General features: G+C 61.6%; 22 protein-coding genes. 7 read left to right on the top strand and 15 right to left on the bottom strand.

All coding sequences use genetic code 11. From position 1 onward, the window contains the following. Positions 1 to 10: 10 nt before the first annotated feature. Positions 11 to 1270, bottom strand: a complete 1260-nt coding sequence (locus ACD590_RS09375; protein ID WP_018241964.1) for an ABC transporter substrate-binding protein — start codon at positions 1268 to 1270, stop codon at positions 11 to 13. A gap of 65 nt (positions 1271 to 1335) precedes the next feature. Next, positions 1336 to 3858, bottom strand: a complete 2523-nt coding sequence (locus ACD590_RS09370; RefSeq protein ID WP_439002471.1) for a hypothetical protein — start codon at positions 3856 to 3858, stop codon at positions 1336 to 1338. A 246-nt stretch (positions 3859 to 4104) separates the two neighbouring features. Between ACD590_RS09370 and ACD590_RS09365 the strand changes: the two genes are divergently transcribed. Continuing rightward, a complete protein-coding gene (locus tag ACD590_RS09365) occupies positions 4105 to 5160 on the top strand; it encodes a LacI family DNA-binding transcriptional regulator (RefSeq protein WP_439002470.1) in 1056 nt (351 codons plus the stop codon). Between the two features lie 21 nt (positions 5161 to 5181). Here ACD590_RS09365 and ACD590_RS09360 read toward each other — a convergent pair whose 3' ends face one another. The 5 genes from ACD590_RS09360 to ACD590_RS09340 are packed head-to-tail and all read right to left on the bottom strand — an operon-like array spanning position 5182 to position 10298. Beyond that, positions 5182 to 5925: an ABC transporter ATP-binding protein gene (locus ACD590_RS09360; protein ID WP_439002469.1), complete on the bottom strand. Its 744-nt coding sequence runs from the start codon at positions 5923 to 5925 to the stop codon at positions 5182 to 5184. Beyond that, positions 5922 to 6767, bottom strand: coding sequence for an ABC transporter ATP-binding protein (locus ACD590_RS09355; RefSeq protein WP_018445413.1), 846 nt, complete (start codon positions 6765 to 6767; stop codon positions 5922 to 5924). Before ACD590_RS09355 ends, ACD590_RS09360 begins: the two co-directional genes overlap by 4 nt. Further along, on the bottom strand, positions 6754 to 7656 hold the full coding sequence (locus tag ACD590_RS09350; protein WP_018241959.1) for an ABC transporter permease: 903 nt from the start codon (positions 7654 to 7656) through the stop codon (positions 6754 to 6756). The genes ACD590_RS09355 and ACD590_RS09350 overlap by 14 nt, the downstream gene beginning before the upstream one ends. Then, positions 7653 to 8681 (bottom strand): ABC transporter permease, encoded by a 1029-nt coding sequence (locus ACD590_RS09345; RefSeq protein ID WP_018241958.1) that lies wholly within the window; start codon positions 8679 to 8681, stop codon positions 7653 to 7655. Before ACD590_RS09345 ends, ACD590_RS09350 begins: the two co-directional genes overlap by 4 nt. Before the next feature lie 21 nt (positions 8682 to 8702). Continuing rightward, positions 8703 to 10298, bottom strand: a complete 1596-nt coding sequence (locus ACD590_RS09340) for an ABC transporter substrate-binding protein (protein WP_018445414.1) — start codon at positions 10296 to 10298, stop codon at positions 8703 to 8705. A 133-nt stretch (positions 10299 to 10431) separates the two neighbouring features. On the opposite strand from ACD590_RS09340, the gene ACD590_RS09335 reads away from it, so the two are divergent. From ACD590_RS09335 to kdgD, 3 genes are all read left to right on the top strand, one after another. Continuing rightward, positions 10432 to 11142: a FadR/GntR family transcriptional regulator gene (locus ACD590_RS09335; RefSeq protein WP_018241956.1), complete on the top strand. Its 711-nt coding sequence runs from the start codon at positions 10432 to 10434 to the stop codon at positions 11140 to 11142. A gap of 65 nt (positions 11143 to 11207) precedes the next feature. Then, positions 11208 to 12182 carry a mannonate dehydratase gene (locus tag ACD590_RS09330; protein WP_018445415.1) on the top strand — a complete coding sequence of 325 codons (975 nt, stop codon included), beginning with the start codon at positions 11208 to 11210 and terminating at the stop codon, positions 12180 to 12182. A gap of 32 nt (positions 12183 to 12214) precedes the next feature. Then, positions 12215 to 13141: a 5-dehydro-4-deoxyglucarate dehydratase gene (kdgD, locus tag ACD590_RS09325; RefSeq protein WP_112902968.1), complete on the top strand. Its 927-nt coding sequence runs from the start codon at positions 12215 to 12217 to the stop codon at positions 13139 to 13141. A gap of 95 nt (positions 13142 to 13236) precedes the next feature. On the opposite strand, the gene ACD590_RS09320 is transcribed toward kdgD, so the two are convergent. The 6 genes from ACD590_RS09320 to ACD590_RS09295 form a co-directional block, all read right to left on the bottom strand. Further along, a complete protein-coding gene (locus ACD590_RS09320) occupies positions 13237 to 13737 on the bottom strand; it encodes a GFA family protein (protein ID WP_193442164.1) in 501 nt (166 codons plus the stop codon). An 86-nt stretch (positions 13738 to 13823) separates the two neighbouring features. After that, positions 13824 to 14591, bottom strand: coding sequence for an alpha/beta hydrolase family protein (locus ACD590_RS09315; protein ID WP_439002468.1), 768 nt, complete (start codon positions 14589 to 14591; stop codon positions 13824 to 13826). A 342-nt stretch (positions 14592 to 14933) separates the two neighbouring features. Beyond that, positions 14934 to 16007 (bottom strand): ABC transporter ATP-binding protein, encoded by a 1074-nt coding sequence (locus ACD590_RS09310; protein ID WP_439002467.1) that lies wholly within the window; start codon positions 16005 to 16007, stop codon positions 14934 to 14936. Between the two features lie 22 nt (positions 16008 to 16029). Further along, the gene (locus ACD590_RS09305) at positions 16030 to 16878 is read right to left on the bottom strand and encodes a carbohydrate ABC transporter permease (protein ID WP_003539503.1); all 849 of its coding nucleotides are present in this window, start codon (positions 16876 to 16878) and stop codon (positions 16030 to 16032) included. Beyond that, complete coding sequence (locus ACD590_RS09300) at positions 16871 to 17809, bottom strand: carbohydrate ABC transporter permease (protein ID WP_003559249.1); 939 nt, start codon at positions 17807 to 17809, stop codon at positions 16871 to 16873. Before ACD590_RS09300 ends, ACD590_RS09305 begins: the two co-directional genes overlap by 8 nt. An 82-nt stretch (positions 17810 to 17891) precedes the next feature. Further along, positions 17892 to 19196, bottom strand: coding sequence for an ABC transporter substrate-binding protein (locus ACD590_RS09295; protein WP_018445421.1), 1305 nt, complete (start codon positions 19194 to 19196; stop codon positions 17892 to 17894). A 202-nt stretch (positions 19197 to 19398) separates the two neighbouring features. On the opposite strand from ACD590_RS09295, the gene ACD590_RS09290 reads away from it, so the two are divergent. Genes ACD590_RS09290 through ACD590_RS09280 form a run of 3 tightly spaced genes read left to right on the top strand, consistent with a single transcriptional unit; the run spans position 19399 to position 22404 of the window. Next, a complete protein-coding gene (locus ACD590_RS09290; protein ID WP_003559245.1) occupies positions 19399 to 20598 on the top strand; it encodes an ROK family transcriptional regulator in 1200 nt (399 codons plus the stop codon). Positions 20599 to 20643: 45 nt separating this feature from the next. Further along, complete coding sequence (locus ACD590_RS09285) at positions 20644 to 21744, top strand: Gfo/Idh/MocA family protein (protein WP_439002466.1); 1101 nt, start codon at positions 20644 to 20646, stop codon at positions 21742 to 21744. An 18-nt stretch (positions 21745 to 21762) separates the two neighbouring features. Continuing rightward, positions 21763 to 22404: a ThuA domain-containing protein gene (locus ACD590_RS09280; RefSeq protein WP_182565974.1), complete on the top strand. Its 642-nt coding sequence runs from the start codon at positions 21763 to 21765 to the stop codon at positions 22402 to 22404. A 245-nt stretch (positions 22405 to 22649) separates the two neighbouring features. Here the strand turns inward: ACD590_RS09280 and ACD590_RS09275 are convergent, their stop codons facing one another. Then, complete coding sequence (locus tag ACD590_RS09275) at positions 22650 to 23126, bottom strand: DUF2938 domain-containing protein (RefSeq protein WP_439002465.1); 477 nt, start codon at positions 23124 to 23126, stop codon at positions 22650 to 22652. A 111-nt stretch (positions 23127 to 23237) separates the two neighbouring features. Then, entirely contained in the window at positions 23238 to 23762 is a 525-nt protein-coding gene (locus ACD590_RS09270) for a MarR family winged helix-turn-helix transcriptional regulator (RefSeq protein WP_183620179.1), read from the bottom strand. Between the last annotated feature and the right edge of the window lie 17 nt (positions 23763 to 23779).

Here is a 23779-nt window from a genome sequence, read left to right as displayed (position 1 = left end):
TGTTCTTCCGTCAGTTGCCGGCAACCTTGGCCTTGATGTCCTCGTCGATGCGGGCATAGGCGTCGTCGAGCTTCATTTCGCCGGCGATCACCTGGCTGATGCGGGCGACGATGGCGCTGTAATAGGCGTCCGACCACTTCCAGCCCGGCAGCTTCATGGCCGGTGCCGCCGTCTGGCCGGCCGCTTCGACGAAGGCCTTCAGCGCCGCCTGCACATGCGGATTGTCGGTCTTGAAGTCCATCTGGCCGGCGGCAACGCCCTTATGCGCCGGAATGAACAGGCTGCGTTCGGCAAATTCCTTCTGCACGTCGGCACCTGCCAGGTAGTCCATCACCTTGGCGACGTCCTTCGGGTTCTTGGTGTATTTGACGGCAACCAGACCGGCGCCGCCCTGCATGCCGGAGCATGCGACCGAACCGCAGGGGCTGCCCGCCATCACCCAGTCGAAATTGTCGCCAATCTTCTGGGCAAAACCCGAAACCTGCCAGCTGCCCGAATAAAGATAGGCAAGGCCGCCATTGATGAAGTCCTCGGCGGCGGAGCGGTAGGTGGTGCCGGCAGCACTGACCCAGACATCCTTGTTGATGGTGCCGTCCTCATTCCACTTGACGAAGCGGCTGAGGAAGTCCTTGGCGCCCTGATCGATCGGCGCCGGCTTGCCGTCGGCGGCGATATAGTTGGCGCCGTAGGAGATGTTCGGGCCGGAGACGCGATGGCCGGAGCGGTCGATCGCCATGGCGAAGACCTTCTGGCTGTCGGCGACCTTCTTGGCGGCCGCCGCCCAGTCGTCCCAGGTGGCTTTCGGGCCGGGGATCTCGACGCCGGCCTGCTCGAACAGCGTCTTGTTGACGAAGCCGCCGGTCAGCGTCAGCTGCGTCATGAAGCCGGTGATGGCATTCGAGCCGTCCGGACGCATCCAGTCGGCCTGGGCGCCGAAATTGTCGTCCCAGTATTTCGCATCGGCAAGGAGTGGGCGAAGATCAAGCCAGTGCTGCGCCGGCGCCTTCAGATTGGTGACGCGGGCGATATCCGGGCCCTGCCCGGCTTCGAGCTGCACCGGCAGCTGTTCCTTGACGACGTCGTAGGAGACCTCGTCGAGGATGACGTTGACGTCGGGATTGGCCTTGGAGAAGCGCGAGAGCAGGTCCTTGATTACCTCGCCTTCGCCGCCGTCGGAATACCACATGATGCGCACGTCACCGGCATGGGCGGCAACGGAACTCAAGAGAACCGCAGCAAAAGCCGCGCCGATCGATTTCATTCTGGTCATTTTCTCCTCCTCTTGACCGATCAATTCCTGCGTCCGGCCGGTCCTCCACCTGCCGGACACGTCGTCTACGAGGCCGCGCGCCGAGGCTGCCTGCCCGGTATCTTCAGATGTACCGCGTCTCCCCGCACCGACCAGTCCGCCGGGCGAAGAATGCGGCCTTCGGCGCGCATGGTACCGTCCTCTTCGAAAACGACCCGGCCATAATCCGGATCGATAACGATCAATGCACCCTCGTCGTCTCGCCGCGCCGAGAGCGTGGCGAAACGCGCCTGCATGCCGTCAAGGCTACCCTCGCGCCCGACATCGGAGAGACGGACAATCCAGCGGCCCTTGCGGCCAGCCAGCCGCAGCTCGATATCCGTCGTCGGCCCTTGCTTTACCGGCTCCAGCGCGCCGTTGCCGATCAGCATCGCAATCCCGTTGCCTGAGCGGGCGAGCGCCAGATTGCCGTCGACCACCGTGTCGTCGAAGGCCTCGAGCGGGAACCAGGCATGGGTGAAATCCGGCTGGCCCTCATGGATCTCGAAATCGAGGATTGCCAGATCGCGATACTGATGGACGCGCGGCAGCGTTCCGCAGCCACCCCAGAAGCTCGGCCGGCCATACCCGAACTGGATGGTTTCGCCGGGATGGTTGATCCAGATCTGCGCTTCCGGCCGATCGCCCAAGCGCAGATGCAGCACCGTCTCCTGGTAGCCCCAGGCGCCGGGACGATAATGGGCGATGGTGCCAAGCGCGGTGTCGCGGGTCTTATAGTGGTAGAGCGCGGCGAAACGGTTCTCGCCCTGGGAAAAGGTCCATTCCTGCGCGTCGTCGGACTGGTGCGCCGCAATCGCCGCAAGAGCTTCTGGAAAACGCAGGCCATGATCGCGAATGCAGACGGCAAGCTGCGGCAAAGCGTGGACACGCCGGCCGTACCAGCCGCGGCCCCAGAGCAGCCTAGCAATAGCGGAGAGTTCGACCGAGCGGCCGGGGCGCAGCGTATGTTCGTAAGAACGGCCCTGGCTGCCGGTCAGCATGCCGTGATGGGCCGAGCGGGCGACGATCTCCATCAGGCGGACGATGCTAGCACTCGCCCGGCTGCGGATCGTCTCATCTGGCGCACAGGCGGCCAGCGCCGTCAGCCCCTTGAGGTCGATCGGGAAATAGGGAACGGAATTCCACTCGGCCATTTCCCAGCGCTCGAAATGATCGAGCCAGGCGCGAACACGCTGTTCGCCGACCTGCATCTGCTCGGCGCCGGTGCGGCCGGAACGGACGAAGACGGCATCGGGGAAAAGCCTGCCGCCGAGATAGGCGGCGGTATGGAAGAGAAGCGCGTGGTTTTCCGAAAAATACCACTGAACGTCGTTGCCCGGTTCGTCCATCCAATAGCGGTAATTGAGGACGGCGTGCTCGATCCTGTCGCGCAGCTCGGGTGACAGCAGATCGCTCCAGCGCGTATAGGCAAAGAGCAGCGGCACCAGCACGAAATCGGCGCAGTCGTGGCAATCCTCGATGACCGGCAGCATGGCCGAGATCATCGCCTCGGTTTCCTCGCCGCCCTGCCCCTGCGCAAGACGCGCGAAAGCACAGACCGTATCGGGTTCGGAATGGGCGGCGACCTCGGCCAGCGCCTCGGCGACGCGGTCCTCCAGAGCGGCGGGCGCTTCCCCCTGGCGTTGGGGATGACAGATCTCGACGCCGAGCGTTCGGCCGAGCGAGAGCTCGCCTGTTTTGAAGGTGATGCGGAAATGGCGGAAATCGGCGGGCATATCAGCCGAGGTTCCGAGTTCCAGCTTGGTTGCTCCCGCTTCCAGCTCGAAATCATAGTCGAAGCGCTCGATCGACATGAAGTCGCCTTCGATCTCGACATGGCAGCTCAGCGCCACCGGCAGCGGCACGGGGAAGAGGATCGTGACATCTTCGCCGAGATAGGCGGTGCGGTCGAAGCGCATGCCCTCGAGGATGACCTCCAGCGCATCCGCGTCGCCGGCGGCGATGGGAACGGGCACGGCGGCTTCAACTTCCGGTCCTTCGACATAATCCAGCTGGAAATAGAAACGCGCGTCGCGCTCGGCGAGATCGTCGAAATAGACGCGGATCTCGTTGAGGCCGGCCGCCAGTTCGATCTCGAAGAGCTGCTGGGCTTCAAGATTGCGCTGATAAGGCGCCATGAAGCCCTGCTCGCGGCCATTGACGAAGAGGATCGCACCGCCGCAGGTCGACAGGCGAAGCGTCGCGGGTCCCACTGAGCGGGCATCGAGGAAGGTGCGCGCCCAGCAGCCGATGCGCGTCGGGCGAAACCAGAAGCCGGAGAGATCGACACGCGGGGAGGCAAAGGGAAGCCACCACCGGACAGCGTCGAACTCGGCAGCCGGCTGCGGCCGCCGGCCGGAGAAGGATTTCTTGAATTCGGTGCGGCAGGGATATTCATGCGGGATGAAATTCTTCGTCTTGGTGACGAAGAAAAACGGATCCATGTTGCCGTCCATCGGACGGTCGGCGACGTCATAGCGCTCCTGCCACAGGTTGGCGAGCTGCCAGTAGACGATCGGGCTATCCTTCGCCGTTGCGCGGCGGAGATGGGATTGCTGCTCAGTGGTCATATTTCAGCCCGCCCCAGAACAGTTGGAGCATGATGTCGCCCGAAAACCGCTCACACTTTTCGGCATCATGCTCAAGCCTTGGGACGCCGGGTAAAACGCCGACGCATGGACTGGCCGCCTAGCCACATTTCAAAGCCTCCCTGCTCTGCCGCTTGTCGCGGACTCCTCAGGCAACAATTGTGCATAGGCATTCCATTTGCGCAATCTGAAAGATTTTTGCATAGTAGTCGGGAGCGAGGAGAGGACATGGCGGCGGAAGAGAAAAAAGGCAGGCGCACGCGCCTCGACAACATTGCCGCCAGATGCGGTGTCTCGATCAGCACGGTGTCGCGTGCGCTGGCTGGCGAAAAGGGCGTCAGGCCGGAGATTCGCAAGCTGGTGCTGGAAACGGCGAGTGCGGTCAGCTACGCCCTGCCGGCGAGCGTTGCCGGCAAGAAGGTCATGCTCGTCGCCTCCGGCGCGGCGATGATCGACTATGTCCGCAACCAGTTCACGCTCTATGTGCTCGAAGGATTGAATGCGCGCGCAGCCGCTCTCGGCATCGAACTGGCGATGCGCCCTATCGCCGACAAGGGGGATGAAGCCCGGGTCGTCGCCGAGATGCGTGACGATCCGAGTTTTGGCGGCATGCTGATCCTGACCGTCGACGAGGAGGAGATGCTGGCGGCGGCCGCCGATCTCGGAAAGCCCGTCGTGCTCGTCAACAGCGACGATCCCTATATGCGGCTTTCGAGTGTTACGCCCTGCAACCGATCGGCCGCCTTCATTGCCGCCGAGCGGCTGATCAAGGCGGGACATCAACGTATCCTGTTCATGCTGAGGCCGGGGCGGCGGACGATCGAGCGGCGCCTGGAGGGCTGGCGCGACGCCCTGCAGCATCATGGGCTGACGGCCGATGCCGATCTGGTGCTCGAGGTCGACGACTGGCTGCCGGAACTCGGCGCCGAGGCGGTCACCCGTCTCGTCCGCGAGAAAGGCCTCACCTTCACCGCGATCCTGACGGCGGGCGACAGTCTGGCCAATGGTGCCGTGCGCGGATTGCAGGCCATGGGTTATGCCGTCCCGCAGGACATCTCGGTGATGGGCATAGACGACCTGCCGCAGTCGGCCTTTCTCAATCCGCCGCTGTCGACGGTGCATATTCCGATGCGCGAACTCGGCGCCACCGCGCTCGATCTGCTGCGCGACATGATGCTCGGCCTTGCGGCCCCACGGCGGCGGGTAGAGCTTGCCTGCCATCTCGTCGAAAGGGGTAGCGTCGCAGCGGTCAACCGCGTCCATGTCGCAAAAGAGGATCGCTGAACCCCATCACGCTCGAGGATATCAAGCTTCGATAAAGCTCGCTTCGAACAGCTCTCGCGCATAGGCATCATGCGTGGTGCCGGCCTGCAGATCCGCTTTGGTGAGTTCGTCGACGAAGCAACCGTTCTTCATGATCAGCACCCGGTCGCACATATGGCCGATGACCGCGAGGTCGTGACTGACAAGCAGATAGGTCAGGCCCTTTTCCTCTCGCTGATCGGCAAGCAGGTTGAGGATCTCCGCCTGGACCGAGACATCGAGCGCCGATGTCGGCTCGTCGAGCAACAGGATGGGCGGCGACAGGATCAGGGCCCGGGCGATTGCCACCCGCTGTCGCTGGCCGCCGGAAAGCTCATGCGGAAAGCGGTTTGCGAAGCTCGCCGGCAGCCCCACCTGGATCAACGCCCTCTCGACCTTCGACCAGATATCGGAATGGCGCATGGCGCGCAGCGGCTCGGCCAAGGCGGTGCCGATACGATGGCGCGGATGCAGGGATCCGTATGGGTCCTGAAACACCATCTGGGCAAATTTCAGCTCCTCGCGAGAGCGCTTCTTGCCGATCGGTTTGCCGCCAAGCTCGATGTGACCGGTCCAGCCGGACTCCATGCCGGCGAGACACCGCAGCACCGTCGATTTGCCGCATCCGGATTCACCGACAATGCCAAGGGTCTCCCCCTGGTTGACCTGAAAACTGATGCCCCTGACGACATGGTTGCTTGATCTGCCGGAGGCAAAGACGACATCGAGGTCACGCACATTGATCATTGCGCCGTCTCCAGATCGAGTTTCGTCCTGTCGAGAACCGCAAGGCGGCGAACCGGGTTCCTGGGGTCGGGCAGCGCCGCGATCAGCCCGCGGGTATAGGGATGGCGGGCGTCTTCGAGACGAGTCAGGGTCTCGACGATCCGGCCGGCATACATGACGATGATGCGCTCGCAAAAGGCTGCCACCATGCGAATGTCGTGGCTGATCAGGAGCAGTCCGGAATTGTTCTCGCGCACCAGCTCATCGAGCAACAGCAGCACGTCCTTGCGGACGCTGACGTCAAGCGCCGAGGTCGGCTCGTCGGCGATGACAAGCTTCGGGCGCGCCAGCAGCATCATGGCGATCATCACGCGCTGGCCCATGCCGCCCGATATCTGGTGGGGATAAAGCGCCATGACCCGCTCCGGATCGCTGATGCGCACGCGCTCCAGCATGGCGCGGGCAGCCTCATGCGCCTGTTTCTTGTGAAGACCGAGGTGAAGGCGGGCGGCTTCGGCGATCTGTTTACCGATCGAAAGCACCGGGTTCAGCGAATAGCGCGGATCCTGCATGATCAAGGCGATGTCCTTGCCGCGCAGCGCGCCCATCTGACGTTCGGACTTCGACAGCAACGAACTGCCGGCGAGATCCAGACGTTCGGCGGAGACCACCGCGGCCGGCGGCAGAAGACGCATGATGGCGCGACCGGTCGTCGATTTTCCGGAACCGGATTCTCCGACGATCCCGACGCGTTCGCGCCCGACGTCGAAACTGACGTTGGAGACGGCAGGCACGGCGCCTCGCCCGAAACGGACGCTCAATCCTTCGACGGATAGAACGGGCTGCAGATCACGATCTTGCATGGCGGGGATCCAGAATGTCGCGCAGAGCATCTCCGGCGATGTTGAAGGCAAGGCTGGTGAGGAGGATGGCGATACCCGGCATCACGGCAACCCACCAATAATCCAGCATGAACTTGCGGCCGCTGGAGATCATCGCGCCCCATTCCGGCGCCGGCGGCTGGGCGCCAAGGCCGAGGAAGCCAAGTGACGCTGCCGTCAGAATGATACCCGCCATGTTGAGCGTCAGGCGAACAATGACCGACGGGACGCACATCGGCGCGATATAGAGGAGAAGAATGCGGATCGGCGAGGCGCCATAAAGGCGGGCGGCGACCACGTAATCGGCGTTTCTGACGACAAGCGCCTCGGCGCGCGCGAGCCTGGCAATCGGCGGCCATGCGGTCAGCGAGATCGCGATGATTGCCGTGGTCAAGCCGGCGCCGAGTGCCGCAGCAAAAGCCAGAGCCAGGATCAGCGACGGGAAAGACAGAACGATATCGGTGGCGCGCATCAGAAGCGCATCGATGCGTCCGCCGAAGAAGCCGGCGACAACGCCGATCAACAGGCCGATCGGGCCGACGATCAAGGAGATCGAAAGCACGGTCTGGATGGTGATGCGCGTGCCGAAGATGAGGCGGCTCAGGATATCCCGGCCGAATTCGTCCGTGCCTGCCAGATGCGCGAGGCTCGGCGGCTGCAAGGCATCGCCAAGCGCCTGTATCGCCGGATCGTAGGGCGCCAGGAGCGGCGCGAAGATCGCGATCAGGCAAAGCAGGCCGAGGATGACGAACCCTCCAAGACCAAGCGGCTCGGCCGCCAATTTGCGGCCGGCGCGCGCAAACGACGCCGCGACACGGGTCGACACGCTTGGAGGGCGGATCTGAATCTCGCTGCGGATGACGTCGCTCATCGGGCCGCCTCCCGCATGCGCGGATCAAAGACGGCGTAAGCGACGTCGGCCAGGAAGTTCAACAACATGAAAATGAATCCCACAATGATGGTGCCGGCGACGATGGCGTTCATGTCGCCGATCATCAGCGCGTTCGTCATGTACTGGCCGATGCCCGGCCAGGAGAAAACGATCTCGGTCACGACAGCGCCCTCGAGCAGACCGCCATAGGAAATGGCCAGGATGGTGATCAGCTGCACCGCAATGTTCGGCAGGACGTGGTGCCAGATCGTGCCGAGCGGGCTCACACCCTTGGCTCGGGCCGCAATGACATAATCCTGGCTCAACTGCTCCAGGGTGAAGCTGCGGGTCATGCGCGTGATGTAGGCCATCGCCGCATAGGCGAGGATGACGGCCGGCAGAATGATATGGCCGAGCGCATTCCAGAAGATTTCGGTCTCGCCCTGCAGCAGGCTGTCGACCAACAACAGGCCGGTGCGCGGTGTGACGAGGCCTTCGTAAAACACATCGATCCTGCCCGGCCCGCCGACCCAGTTGAGGCCGGCATAGAAGATGACGAGGCCGACGATGCCGAACCAGAAAACCGGGATCGAATGACCGACGAGCGCGACCACCCGGGCCGTCTTGTCGATGAAGCTATCGCGAAACAGCGCCGCGACCAGCCCGAGCGGGACACCGACGAAGGTCGAAATGATCACCGCCAGCGTCGCAAGTTCGAACGTCGCCGGAAAGGCCTGGGCGAGGTCCGAAGAGACGGGATTGCCGGTGAGGACGGCCGTGCCGAAATCACCATGCGCCAGCCCGTTCAGATAGAGGAAAAACTGCTGGTAGATCGGCAGATCGAGCCCCAGGCGCGCCCGCATCGCCGCATAGGCGGCGGGATCGGCGAGCTCGCCGACAATCGCGCCGACCGGATCGGTGGGCAAGACGCGGCCGATCACGAAGGTCACGCATAAGAGGATGAACAGGCTGACCAGCAAATGCGCCAGGCGTCGGCCAAATTCGGCTACGGAGAGTTCCTTCATGATCGGCTGTCCTGGGAAGTATTACTGGGTTTCGACCTTCGTCACGTTCTCGAGACGCGTTAACTGAGACGGATGCCCCACATATCCCTCGACCTTGCTGGACAGGACGATCGGCTCAAAGCGCTCGAAGAGCGGAAGCACCGCCGGCTTCTGTTCGACAAACATCTTCTGCATCTGAACGTAGAGTTCGCCGCGCTTCTTGGCGTCCGGTTCCATCGATGCTTTCGCCGTCAGCGCCGTGAGTTCCGGGATGTCCCAGGCCGAGCGCCAGACGAAATTGCCCGCATTGTTGGCTTCCTTCGAGTTGTCGGGATTGGAGGAAAACTGCTCCATCGAGCCGAGCACGTTCGGCATATAGGCACTGGTCTGCGGGATCAGCAGATCAAAATCCCTGGCGCGATGGGCGGCGATGATTTCCGAGCCGTTGCCCTGCTGGATGTCGATCTTGATGCCGACCTGGGCAAGCGATGCCTGGATGGCGGTGGCAAGATCGATGCGCGGCGTTTGCGCGATGGTCTTCAGCGAAAGCGAGAATCCGTCCTTGAAGCCTGCCTCGCTCAGCAGCTGCTTGGACTTTTCGACGTCGAGATGCCAATCGGGATTGGGGATGGCATATTCGAAATTCTCCGGAACGGGAACGTTTCTGGCCCGGCCGTAAGGACCCATGATGGTCTTTTCGATGCCCTTATAGTCGATGCCGTAGGCAATGGCTTCGCGAACCTTCGGGTTGGCGAGGTATTTGTTGCCGGCATTCATCGACAGCACATAGAAACCGCCCGTCGGAATGCGCTGGATGGCAAAGCCCTTCTTGCTCTGGAAAGTCGCGAGATCCGAGGCGGTCAGGGCGCTGGCAATATCGATATCGCCGCGTTCGAGCATCAGCCGCTCGACCTGGCTTTCAGGCACATGCCGGACGATGACACGACGCATCTTCGGCGCGCCGGCCATATAGTCCTTGTTGGCATCGAGAATCACCAGTTCGTTCGGAGACCAGCGATTGAGGGTGAACGGACCGGAGCCGGCCGAATGGGTTCGCATCCAGGCGTTTCCGTAGTCATTATCAACGGCGTGGCTCTCGACCTCGACGCTGTCGACCACGCTGGTGGTGGTCGTCGTCAGCCGGTAGAGCAGAAGCTCTGCCGTCACCTGGTCGGAGAGATCGATCCGCACGGTCTGGTCGTCGACGGCCTTGACGAGCTTTTCGACATTGTCCTTGTCGTAACCGACGCGCTTGAGGTTGGCGGCGGCGGCCTGATCCATCTTCAGGAGCCGCGCCAGCGAGTAGACGACATCCTTGGAGGTTACCGGGTTACCGGAGGCGAAATTGGCCTTGCGCAGCGTAAACGTGATGCCCTTGTCGTCAACCTTCCAGCTTTCCGCCAGCTGCGGAAGAATCTTACCATCAGCCGTGCTGGCGACGAGCCGATCGTAAAGATTCGACATGATCTCTACCGCTTTGCCTTCGGTCGCCTGCTGCGGATCCAGCGACAAAACCTGCGCCAGTGAGGTGCCGACCACCAGCTGGTCCTGTGGGGTGGCAGCCTGCGAGAGCGGTGCAGCGATCGTCAGGGCGCCGATGACGGCGCCGACGAACAAGCCCTTAGAAAAATGCTTCATTGTAAGTCCTCCCTAGACTACTATAAAAGACATATTATGTCGCCCGTATGTCGTATTATGATTTATCGAAGTCTGATATGATTTGCAAGACCCGAGCGGGAGACTTGATGCAAAGGGATTGGGGGAACGGACAATGACAACATTCGGCGGCGGCCGGCAAAGACTGGCGCAACAGGTCATCGATCAGCTGCGGGCGCAAATCGAGACGGGGACGCTGCGTGTCGGCGATCAACTGCCGACCGAGCCGCAGCTTGAAGCGACATTCGGCGTCAGCCGCACCGTGGTGCGCGAGGCGATAGCCGATCTAAGGTCGGCAGGCTTCGTCAAGCCGATCCAGGGCAAAGGCGTTTTTGTCGCGGATCCGAAGGCGCATTCGGTCCTGCCGCTGACGCCGGTGGAAATCAAAAGCATTCCGGAAACCTTGGAGTTGCTGGAGTTTCGTATGGCGGCCGAGGGTGAAGCGGCGGCAATTGCCGCCTATCGCCGCACCGCCGAGCAGGAGGCGGCAATCCGTGAGGCCAACCGCAGAATGGCGCACCTGATCGAAACCGGACAGCAAACCGTGGAAGCGGATTACGCCTTCCACATGGCAATTGCCGCCGCCACGAACAACCGATTCTATGTCGATGTCCTGCGCCATTTCGGCCCCAGAGCCATCCCCCGCGGCCAGTTTCCGACACTCCCCGAGGCCAATGACCGCAGCTATCTTCAGAAGGTTTATGCCGAACATGTCGAAATCCTGTCGGCAATCGCCGATCAGGATCCCGAACGCGCCCGCCAGGCAATGCGCGCACATATGCTGGCCAGCCAACGCCGCTACCGCATGCTCGCCGAGCAGCAATAGGGCTCGACACTCTTCAAAATTCATATTATGTCATATGACATTGTGTAATTTCGAAAGAGACTCAAATGTATCTGGGAACACAGGTCGCGGCGCGGGATGACGACGATTATCGTATCTTCGCGCAACTGGGTGTGAAGCATATCAATGCCGACCCGCCGGGAAAGCCGAGCAGCTGGACGCTGTCCGACCTCGAGCGCCATCGCGACAAGGTCGAAAGCTTCGGCCTGATCCTCGACATGATTCAATTGCCGCTGCCCTCGCAGCCGATCGAGAAGGCTTCCTATCCCGATATCCTGCTTGCCGGCCCCGAGCGCGACAGACAGATCGACGCCGTCTGCAAGCTGATCGAGAATGTTGCGGCGGCCGGCATTCCTTCGGTGAAGTACAATCTCAACCTGATCGGCATTCCCCGCACGCCGGATGAGCCGGGACGCGGCGGGTCGCTGAATGCCAGCTTCCGCTGGGACAAGACGGATCAGCAGGCCGAGCCCGGTCTTGCCGGCGTGCTTTCCGAGGACGAAAACTGGGAACGGATCGACTATTTCCTGGAACGCGTCGTTCCTGTCGCTGCAAGCAACCGCGTCCGGCTCGCCTGCCATCCGCACGATCCCTATACGCCGCCGGGCTATCGCGGCGTCACGCGGGTGCTGGGCACGGTAGAAGGCCTGAAGAAGTTCGTGCTGATGCGCGAAAACCCCTATCACGGCCTCAATTTCTGCCAGGGCTCGATCGGCGAAATGCTGGAAAATCCCGGCAAGGAGATCGACGATGTCATCCGCTGGTTCGGCCAGCGCGGCAAGATCTTCAATGTTCACTTCCGCAACATTCGCGGCGGCAAGCTGTCCTTCATGGAGACCTTCCCTGAAGAAGGCGACATGGACATGGTCCGTTCGGCCAGGATCTACAAGGAGGTGGGCTTCAAATACATGCTGATGCCCGACCATGTACCGACCGTCAGCGGCAAGGACCCAACCGCCACCGCATTTGCCTTCTGCTACGGCTATATCGCTGCACTTCTGCAAGTGCTCGACAGCGAGTGACCCGGTTTTCAACACCTAAGAAATAGGACTTCATGATGAACCCGATTGAATTGAAGAAGGCCGTCGGTAGTGGTCTCCTGTCGTTTCCGGTGACCCATTTCGACGATCAACTCAAATTTGACGAAGCCAAGTACCGCCGTCATGTCGAGTGGCTTTCCGGTTACGACGCTGCTGCGCTGTTTGCCGCCGGCGGCACCGGGGAGTTCTTCTCTCTCAATCCGGCCGAGATTCCGCAGGTTGTCCGGGCGGCCAAGGCGTCGGCCGGCAAGACGCCGATCATTTCGGGAACCGGCTATGGTACGTCACTCGCCATCGAGATCGCCGTCGCGGCCGAGAAGGCCGGCGCCGACGGACTGCTGCTGTTGCCGCCCTATCTGATGTTTGCCGAACAGGCGGGTCTCATCGCCCATGTCAAGGCGGTCTGCCAATCGGTCGGCATCGGCGTCATCGTCTATAACCGCGACAACGCCATTCTTTCGGCCGACAGCATCGCGCGCCTGGCGGAGGAATGCCCGAACCTGATCGGCTTCAAGGACGGCGTCGGCGATGTCGACAAGGTGATCGAGATTACCACCCTGCTTGGTGACCGTCTCGTCTATGTCGGCGGCATGCCGACCCATGAGGTTTACGCCCAGGCCTATTTTGCCGCAGGCGTGACGACCTATTCATCGGCCGTTTTCAACTTCGTGCCCGCCCTCGCCCAGCGCTTTTACGGCGCCTTGCGCACCGGCGATCAGGCGACTGTCGACGAGATCCTGAAGGGCTTCTTCTTCCCCTTCGTCGCCTTGCGCAACCGCAAGAAGGGATACGCCGTCTCGATCATCAAGGCCGGCCTTCGCGTCCTCGGGCAGAACCCAGGCCCCGTGCGCCCGCCTTTGACGGATCTTACCCAGGACGAGCTCGCGCTGCTGGAAAAGATCGTCCAGGCCAACGGCGTCACACGGATCGCGGCGGAATAATATATCGCTGTAGTAGGCCGCCGGGGTGGCCCGGCGGCTGTCCGGTTCGCACCAACAACGGACCAGCCCCGCACCGGCAAACGCCGGAATAGGACTCAGCCATCACGCCGCCTCACCGCCCATGAGGTGGTATCGTGATCGGGGTGCTGGTTGCTGCTCTCCTTGATCGCCGCGGCCCAGTCGGCGCCGTTGTCTTCGGTCGCACCGGTATTTTCTATGCCCGTGATCGTATCGAACCATGCCACCATGTTCTCGGTGCAGGTATTGGCCAGCGGCGAAAAGGCGTGCGGATCGTCAAGCGAACCGATCATCAGGTTGGTGCGACCGTTTTCGAGATGGTGGAAGAACAATGGCGTGCCGCAATTGGCGCAGAAGCCGCGCTCGACAAGCTCCGAGCTCTTCCAGACGCTCGGCTTGCCGCGTGTCCAGCTGAGCGCATCATCGGGCGCAGCGACGAGTGCTGCAAAGATGTTGCCCGAGGCTTTCTGGCACATGCGGCAATGGCAGAGATGCGAATTTTCAAGCATAGCGGTTGCGTGGTAGCGCACGGCACCGCACTGGCAGCCGCCGCTCACCTCCATCTCGATGCGTTTCATTTTTCTCCTCCTTCAAGAGGCGGGTTTGGGCTTAATCTCTTTTAGGTTTTCGTCACTTTCCCGCTGCCCGAAGCTGTCATGCTGCCTTAGTGGTACGTCACGACGGGATTGAACACCCTTTGCAGGAAGGGCCTGAGAGCTCCCTGCATGTCATTTCTCGGAATTTGATGTCCGCACTCAAAGACGTGAAGCGACTCCAGGACTCCGGCATTGGACAGAGCTTTTGAGAAGAGTTCGGCTTGGGCAACAGGAGCACGGTCGTCATGCTTTCCATGCAGCAACAGCGTCTCAGACCGAACTTCGGGCGCATAATGCAATGCAGAGCGAGCCAGAAACGCCTCTCTCGATAGGCCCGCCTCTTTCTCGATAGCCCAGCGCAAACCGTCTGAACTCTCGTGATAAGCGACTTCAAGATCGTAGACGCCGCTGGACAGAATGACTGCTCGCAGATCAGAAACCTGGGTGGCGACCATTGCCGATGCAACGGCGCCACGACTGTTTCCATAGAGAACAATTCGGTCAGGATAGACGAAAGGCTGGCCCTGCAGGAAGGCGAGAGCAGCTATGATCGCTTGCTGGGTTTTGGGACCGCAGAAATCCGGAGGGCCATCCGACGCCCCAAAACCAGGCTGCGAGACTGCCGCCGCAGTGATATTCAAACCAGAACAGAACCGAAGCAACGCGCCGCTGTTGACCGCCTCTATCCCTCCAAGCAGACGGCCACCCTGATTGCCGTGGACAAATAGGATTGCTCCTGCGGGCGTTTCACTTTCGGCTTGAGCTTGAAAAAGCTCGACCGTGGCTCCGTCACCCCGGTCAATGAGATGTCGCGTTACTACCGGCATAACCACCATCAGGTTTTCGCGTGCCGGACAAACAATAGTGCAACTTGTGGCATTGGCAACGTCCGGTGGCGGGGGAAATCGTTGAGAAACCAAATGGCTTAGCCGCTCATCCGTTCTCCCCTCGGCCAGAACGCGCCCATAGGGCGGATAAGGGGGCGAAGCTGGTCTTTTCAACAACGCGTCATACGCCTGCGGCGGAATGGCGGGATAGGTTATGAGGAGAGAGCGTGCCGTGCAGCCCCCTCATCCGCCTGCCGGCACGTCTCCCCGAGGGGAGAAGAGGATATGCCGCACCCTCGCGTTCCCCGCTCGTCGCCGCAAATCGGACAGCCGTGGGACAAACCGCCCCGGCTACAGCGCCACACCGGTGCCGCGGTCGAAGACGTGCACCTGATCGCTGGTAATACTTGCCTCGAACACGGCGCCGTAACGGGCGGGATATTCGCCGTCGACGATGGCGGTCACCTGCTGTCCGGCGAGGTCGAAGACGACATGGGTCTGGGCGCCGGTGGGTTCCACCAGCATCGTCCGGCCGGCGAGCGGCGTGCCGCCTGATATGCCGGGAACGAGATGTTCGGGGCGCAGGCCGATGGTGACCGCCTGGCCGGCCTTGACCTTGCGGTCGGGCGCGATGCGGATCGCGGTGCCATCACCGAGGCGGGCGGCCGGCTCACCGTTTTCGCCGTCGACGGTGCCGTCCAGCATGTTCATCGCCGGCGATCCGATGAAGGCGGCGACGAAGAGATTGGCCGGTTTCCTGTAGAGTTCGAGCGGCGTGCCCTGCTGCTCCACCCTGCCCTGATTGAGCACGACGATACGGTCGGCAAGCGTCATCGCCTCGATCTGGTCATGGGTGACATAGATCGAGGTCGTCCTGACCTTCTGGTGCAGCGTCTTGATTTCCGAGCGCATCTGCACGCGCAGCTTGGCATCGAGATTGGACAGCGGTTCGTCGAACAGGAAGACGGCCGGATTGCGCACGACGGCGCGGCCCATGGCAACACGCTGACGCTGGCCGCCGGAAAGCTGGGCCGGCTTGCGGTCGAGGAGCTCGGCGAGATCCAGCATACGGGCAGCCTCCGCCACCCGGAGCTCGATCTGGGGTTTGGCAACGCCGGCGAGCTTCAGATTGAAGCCCATGTTTTCAGCCACGGTCATGTGCGGATAGAGCGCGTAGGATTGGAAGACCATGGCAATGTTGCGTTCGCGCGGCGTCATGGCGTTGACGACCTTGCCGCCGATGGCGATTTCGCCGTCGGTGATCTCCTCGAGGCCGGCGATCATCCGCAGCAGCGTCGATTTTCCGCAACCGGACGGGCCGACGAGCGCGACGAATTCCCCATCCTCAATATGAAGCGAAATGCCGTGGATGACGTCGACGGCGCCATAGGTCTTGCTGATATCGGTGAGTTCAACGGATGCCATGATTGCACTCCAACGGTTCGGCTCAGGACTTCACGGCACCGGCGGTCAGACCGGCGATGATGTGTCTCTGGGCGACGAAAAAGACGATGATGGTGGGAAGGATGGTCAGCGTGATGAAGGCCAGCACCAGCTGCCACTCCGTGCCGTACTCGCCGCGATAGACCATGATGCCGAGCGGCCAGGGATATTTCGATTCCGAGTTCAGCATGATCAGCGGCAGGATGTAGCTGTTCCAACTGCCGACGAAGGAAATGATGCTGACGGTGGCGACGATCGGTCGCGAAAGCGGCAGCGAGATGTGCCAGAAGAATCTGAGATAACCGCAGCCGTCGACGAAGGCCGCCTGGAACAATTCTTCCGGAAGGTTGCGGAAATAGTTTCGAAACAGCAGGATGCTCATGCCAAGGCCGAAAGCCACCTGCGGCAGCACCACACCCCAATAGGTATCGAGCAGGCCGAGATCGCGGATGCGGATGAAGAGCGGCAGGATCGCGGTCGCCGCCGGAAACATCAGGCCGAGCAGGAAATAATTGAGCAGGAACGACGATCCGAAAAACCGGACATGGGCAAAGGCGAAAGCCGCCATCGACGAGACGATCAGCGTCAGGAGGACGGTGAGCGACGCGATCACTAGCGAATTGCCGATCTGCAGCCAGTAGCGCTCACCGAAAAGAATATCGGTATAGTTTGCCCATTGCCACTCCGTCGGCAGGCCGAAGGGATTGGTGCGCAGGTCGCCCAGCGTCTTGAAGCCGCCGAGCGCCGTGGTCAGCAACGGCACGAGCACGATTGCGGCAATGAGGCTCAGCGACACGTAGAGATAGACGCGCGTGGACGTGCTCATGCGGATGGAAGAGCTCATATCAGTCATGGCGCATGAATATCCTTTTGTAACCGAAGGCGAGCGTCACGCAGATGATGAAGAGCACGACGCCGACGGCGCTGCCGAGGCCGACCTGCATGCGCATGACGCCATAGGTGTAGAGGAAGGTGACCATCGTCTGCGTGGAGTTGGACGGCCCGCCGCCCGTCAGCGGCATGATCATGTCGAAGAGCTGCAGCGAGCCGACGACGGCAAAGAAGATGGAAAGACGCAAGGTCGAGCCGAGCAGCGGCAGCGTGACGTAACGGAACTTCTGCCAGCCGGTGGCGCCGTCGATTTCGGCTGCCTCCAGCACGCTCTTGTCGACGGATTGCAGGCCGGCGATGAACAGCATCATGTGAAAGCCGAAATATTTCCAGACGATGACCCCAAGCACGGCATAGATCGCCACGTCCTTGTCGGCGAGCACGTAAGGGTTGGCGAAGCCGAAGAAGTTGGAAACGGCGGCAAACAGGCCATAGTCGCCATCATAGACGAAGCGCCAGATAAGGCCCGCGGCAACGTCCGCCAGCACATAGGGCAGGAAGAAGATGAGGCGATAGCCGACGACACCCGGAATGCGGTGCGCCAGCATGGTGGCCAGCCAGATGGCGAGCGGCACCTGGATGCAGATCGAGATGACGATGATCAGGCCGTTATTGACCAGCGCCTGGGTGAAGGCCGCATTTCGAAACAGAACCTGGAAATTGCGCAACGCGATGAACTCGGTCGGCGTGCCGTAGCCATTCCACTTGTAGAGGCTGTACCAGGCCGCCTCGCCCATCGGCATGATGACGAAGAGCGTGAAAAGCAGCAGCGCCGGCGGCAGGAAGATCAACAGCACCGCCAGCCGGTCGTGGGCGACTGAACTCTTGCTGTTTGCGGCTCTTTTTGCCGGCCTTGCGGCAGTGGTTATCGACGGGACTGAAATATTGGCCATGGATCCTGCTTTCGGCATGTCGGCAGCAATGCCGGCGCTCCGTTCTTGGCTGGGAGCGCCGGGAATGGTCTGCAGGCGCTGGTTATTGTTCCAGCTCGAAAGCGTCCTGGATCATCTGGGCGCCGTCCTTGGAATTCATCTGACCGGAGACGATTTCCACCGACACGTCGTTGACGACACGGCCGACCGCCGCACCCAGATCCTGGTCGAAATAGTTCTGATGCCAGGTCGAGGCGGCCAGCTGTTTTGCCGATTCGGCAAGCAGAGGGTTGGTAACGCCGTCACCGGCGCCGACGGCGACAGGCAGAAGCATGCCTGATTTGGCCATCGCCCGCTCGTTCTCGGCACTCGTCAGGAAGGCGAGGAAATCGATCGCTTCCTTGGATGCCTTCTTGGTAACGGCCCAGCCGTTCAGACCGCCAAGCGTATCGGTCGGCTTGCCGGCGCCGCCATCGACTGCCGGGAAGGCGAAACGGCCGATATTGTCGGGTGCGAGACCCTTGCCGTCGCCGGCATTCTTGCGCTGGTTGGCCTCGGTATTTTCAAAGCCGAGGATGATCGCAGCCTTGCCGTCACCGAAGACGCCGAGCGCCTGCGGCCAGGTCGAGCCGAGATAGCCGGGCTGGAACGGTTCGAGCTTTCCGAGTTCGGCAAGGTCGTCGCCGGCCTTGATGATTGCGGGATCGAGGAAACCTTCGCCCTGGCCGGTCTTTGCGGCTTCGAAGACCTTCTGTCCGCCTTCGCGCATGACGAGATAGCTCCAGTAGAAGTGGATCGGCCACTTCTCACCGCCGCCGCCGGCGATCGGCACGATGCCGGCTGCCTTGATCTTCTTCACCGTGGCGAGAAAATCAGCCCAATTCTTGATGTCCTCGGCCTTGACGCCGGCCTTGGCAAACAGCTCCTTGTTGTAGAAAAAGCTGACCAGACCGACCTTGTAGGGAATAGCCCAGGTCTTGCCTTCGAATGTCAGGCCGCTGACCGAAGCCGGGCTATAGGCGCTGCGCAGTTTGCCGCCATCGGCATCGAGGGCCGGCGTCACATCCTGGAGCGCACCGGTCTCGGACTGCTGCTTCAAGACGCCGCCGCCCCAGCTGAAAAAGAAATCCGGCACGTCGTCGGATTGCAGCAATGTCGGAAGCTTGGCCTTGAAGGCCTCGTTTTCGAGAAACTGCATCTGGATATCGACGTCAGGGTGCTGGGCTTCGTATTTCTTGACGATGTCTTCCCAGGCCGCGACATATTTCGGGTCGAGCTCGAGATGCAGCCACTTGACCACCGTCGTCGCCGAGGCTGCACCTGCCCCGGCCAGCAACATGCCGGCAGCCGCGGCCATGGATGCGATGCGCCTGCCGCCGAGACCGGCGTTCTTCAACATAAAATTCATGATTTTTCCTCCCAGGGGGCTGTCCTCACAATTTTTCCCCTATGCGGATTAATTCAACGGAGCTTTGACCCAATGTCAACCCAATGCCTCTATTTTTATCAAATGCGCTTGACAGGACCGCAGAATTGCCCGCTATTTATTTCGTAACCCGTTAAAAATATTTGGGTTCCGCCCCAATGAAACGCTCGCCTGGCTGATTCCGATGAAGACCGCAGATCCCGAATTAATGCGCGCGATCAATCGCTTGAACGTGCTCGATACCGTCCGGCGCCATGGTCCGATCTCGCGGATCGAGATCAGCGAGCGTACCGAACTTTCCACCACTACCGTTTCGGCCATCACCGCCTCGCTGCTCGACGACGGGTTGATCCTGCCGCGTCACGAAGGCGATATCCGCAATGAGGCTGTGCGCGGACGGCCGCGGGTGATGCTGGAGCTCAATCCCGATGCGGCCCGCGTGGTGGGCGCCAAGATCGCCGCCAACAGGATGGTTTTCGTCGTCACCAATTTCCGCGGCGACGTGCTGTCGAAGCTCGCCTTGCCGATCCGCATCGACCGGCAGCCGATCGGCGTCATCGCCGATCTGGTCGAGGATGGGGTCAGGCGCTGCGTCGTCGATGCCGGGCTGTCGCTGGAGGATGTCGACAGCGTCTGCCTCGGCTTTCCCGGCGTCATCGAGCACCGCACCGGCTATATAAGAAGCAGCCCGATCTTTCGCGACACCAATGTCGATTTCGCCGCCGAGATGTCGACGCGGCTGGCGACGCCGACCATTGTCGAAAGCGACGCCCACGCCATCACGCTTGGCCATCACTGGTTCGGAAAGGCCCGCGATCTCGAGGATATGGTGCTGATTTCGCTGGAGCAGACGCTGGGGCTGGGCGTCCTGCACGGCAACAGCCTGTTTCGCGGCGCCGGCGGCCTCAGCCACAATCTCGGCGATCTCGTGCTCGGCATGGGACCGAATGGCGTCGTCCGGCTTTTCAGCCAGGCCGGCGAAAGCGCGATCCTCGGCGAACAGCAGGCCGACGGGCGTTTTGCCGAAGCGATCCGTCTCGGCCGCGGCATGAACCATGCCCAGGCGCTGATCAAGGCCGATGACGACCGGCTGATCAGCGCCGCCATCCGCGCCGGCGAAGCGGTCGGATTGACCATTGCCAATATCGTCACGCTGTTTGCGCCGCCGCGGGTCATTCTTGTGGGCTCGAGCCTGGCGCTCGGCGAACCCTTTCTCAACAGCCTGCGCGATGCCTATGCACTCGCCATTCCGCCGTCGCTGCGCGGCGTGAGCGAACTCGTCTTCGACGATTCGACCGATGATTTCTGGGCGCAGGGTGCGGCTGCGGTGGCGCTCTACGAACTCTACGAATCGCCCTGGAGCACGACGGGGCCGGCGCTCTGACGGGCGCCCCAATCACCATCAATAGCACGATCAATGGAGGAATTCATGGACAAGGTCGGTATCGGCATCATCGGATGCGGCAATATTTCGGGCGCCTATCTCACGGCGATGGCATCCTTTCCCATTCTCGACATCCGCGGCGTCGCCGATCTCAACCGGGAGCTGGCCGAAGCAAAGGCTGCGGAATTCAACGTTCCGGTCAAATCAGTCGAGGAGCTTTTCGCCGACCCCAATGTCGAGATCATCGTCAATCTGACAATCCCGAAGGCCCATGTTGCCGTGGCGTTGCAAGCGCTCGAGGCCGGCAAGCATACCTATTCGGAAAAGCCGCTCGGGATTAATTTCGCGGAAGGGAAAAAATTGGCGGAAGCCGCCAAAGCGAGAAATCTTCGCATCGGCGCTGCCCCCGACACTTTCCTCGGCGGCGGCCACCAGACGGCCCGCACCCTGATCGACAAGGGCGTCATCGGCCAGCCGGTCGGCGGCTCGGCAACCTTCATGTGCCCGGGCCATGAGCGCTGGCATCCGAACCCGGCCTTCTTTTACGAAGTCGGCGGCGGGCCGATGCTCGATATGGGTCCCTATTACATCACCGATCTCGTCAATCTTCTCGGACCGGTTTCCCAGGTGGCGGGTTTTGCGACGACGCCGCGATCGGAACGGCTGATCACTAGCGAACCGCGAAATGGCGAGCGTATTCCCGTGCATGTGCCGACCCATGTCACCGGCATGATGGCCTTTGCCAATGGCGCCGTCGTCCAGATCGCCATGAGCTTCGATGTCGCCGGCCACAAGCATGTGCCGCTGGAAATCTACGGAACCGAGGGCACGCTTGTTGTGCCCGATCCGAACAAGTTCGCCGGCCCTGTGGAATATCTGAAGAAGGGCGGTGCGTTCGAGGACCAGCCGGTCGCAGCACCCTATGCCGACGGCAACTACCGCTCGCTCGGCGTCGCCGACATGGCGCATGCGATCCGCTCCAACCGGCCGCATCGCGCCAATGGCGATCTGGCGCTGCATGTGCTCGAAGTCATGGAAGCGTTCCACAGCGCTGCCGCGACCGGCCGAACGGTCACGATCACCACGGCAACGGAGCGCCCTGCCCCCTTGTCCGATTCCATCGTCGACGGACGGCTGGCGAAATAAGTTTCAGGAGGAAAGACTATGCGTGAAGCACTGATCGTCTGGGGCGGCTGGAGCGGGCATGAGCCGCAGGAGTGCGCCGAAATCATCAAGACCATGCTCGAGGAAGACGGCTTCAAGGTCTATCTCGAGCACGGCACCGAGGCGCTTGCCGACCCTTCTGTCCATGATCTCAGCCTCGTTGTGCCGATCATGACGATGTCGAAGATCGAGAAGGAGGAGGTCAAGAATCTCGCCACGGCGATCGAAAGCGGCGTCGGCATCGCCGGCTATCACGGCGGCGCGGGCGATGCCTTCCGCGACTCCGTCGATTACCAGTTCATCATCGGCGGCCAGTGGGTGGCTCACCCCGGCAACATCATCGACTATACTGTCAACATTACCCGGCCCGACGATCCCCTCATGGAGGGCATTGCCGATTTCCCCTATACGTCAGAGCAATATTACATGCATGTCGACCCCTCGAACGAGGTTCTGGCGACGACCAAGTTCACCGGCGAGCACGCCTACTGGATCGACGGCGTCGTCATGCCTGTCGTCTGGAAGCGGACATACGGCAAGGGCCGCGTCTTCTATTCCTCGCTCGGCCATCAGGCCAAGGAGTTCGACGTTCCCCAAATGAAGACCATCTTCCGCCGCGGCGCCAACTGGGCGGCGCGGTGAGGCGAGGCTGTTCGATTGAGGTGGACGCTGCCCCTCACCCTAACTCAATCCAGTTCGTGCGGATGGCTGCCCCTCACCCTAACCCTCTCCCCGTAAACGGGGCGAGGGGACGTGCCCTGCGAGAGGCCAGTGGGGAACGGAGAGGTCGCAACATGTCCCCTTCTCCCCGCCTGCGGGGAGAAGGTGGCGGCAGCCGGATGAGGGGCAGGCGGCGATCTCATGAGCGAAGCCGACCGCCCCCAGGATCAGCCAATGATCAACGCCGTGCCATAAAGCCCCAGGGCAAAAACAGTGTGGGCGAGAAGGTTGAAGCACCGGACCTTGTTCGGGGTCGGATGTTTGGAGGCGGCCCAGCCGATGCCGAGGCCCGGCTGCAGCAGGAACCACCCTGCCCCGACGGTGACGATGCCGAAGATCCAGGCGGGAAGAAATGTCGGGGCCGCCAGCCAGGTAGAGCCCATGATGATGGCAAAGATCACCCCATAGAGAAGGCCGACGGCGTAGTGGCTGATCCAGCCGAGCGCCAGTTCATGAGCATAGGGTTCGGCGTCGGCGATGCTGTCGTGAAAGACCTTGCCGCGGCGGAGATGCCAGAACCAGCGTCCCACAGGTGCCCAGTTGGGCGCCGCCTGGCCGAACTGGGTGAGCAGGATCGCCCAGAGATCCATGAGGATGGTTGCGCCGGCGCCGATCACCAGGCCGCGCCACAGAATATCGAACATTGGGAATCACCGGAAAGCGTTGCGATTGCAGGACGCTACAAAATCATTGCAGACGCGCCGGCGCAATGGCTGCGGTGAATTCACCTGCCACATCAAGGAAGGATTCCGAGGCTAATCCGCGTGCGGTCCGCCCTCGCCCTCAGTTTCTCCCGCGCCATTGCCGATATCGCCGCTGATATCCTGCGCAAACTTCCGCATCAGCCGCACGAGTTCATTGAAGTCATGTTCCTCCCAGCTCTCGAAGATGGCGCGGCCCATCCGCTCGCGGGCGACGTCGATGCGATCGGTCATTGCCTTGCCCTTTGGGCTGATGACCGCCTCGCGCACGCGGCGGTCGGCGGCATTTCCGCGGCGCTCCACCAGATCGAGGCTTTCGAGCTTGGCGACCTGACGGCTGACGGTGGTGTAGTCGCGGCCGGCGCGGTCGGCGAGTTCGACCACTCCGATGGGACCGAGCCGCTCTATCGTGACGAGCAGCGGAAACAGGGCGCGATCGAGCGAAATGCCCGCCTCGCGGACCATCTGCTCGTCGCGCTGCGGGCGGTTCATGACGCTGACGATCTCGATCAAAGCTCCATGCAGTTCGCGCAGTTTTTCGCTGATATGTGTATTTTGCACATTCTTTGTTGACGTCATGCCGATTCCCCTATTAT

This window comes from Rhizobium sp. 862_C5_N1_2, from assembly GCF_051811205.1.
Taxonomy (GTDB): domain Bacteria; phylum Pseudomonadota; class Alphaproteobacteria; order Rhizobiales; family Rhizobiaceae; genus Rhizobium; species Rhizobium leguminosarum.
Note: the sequence above shows the minus strand (reverse complement) of the source record. Positions and strands in the feature narration are given on the sequence as shown.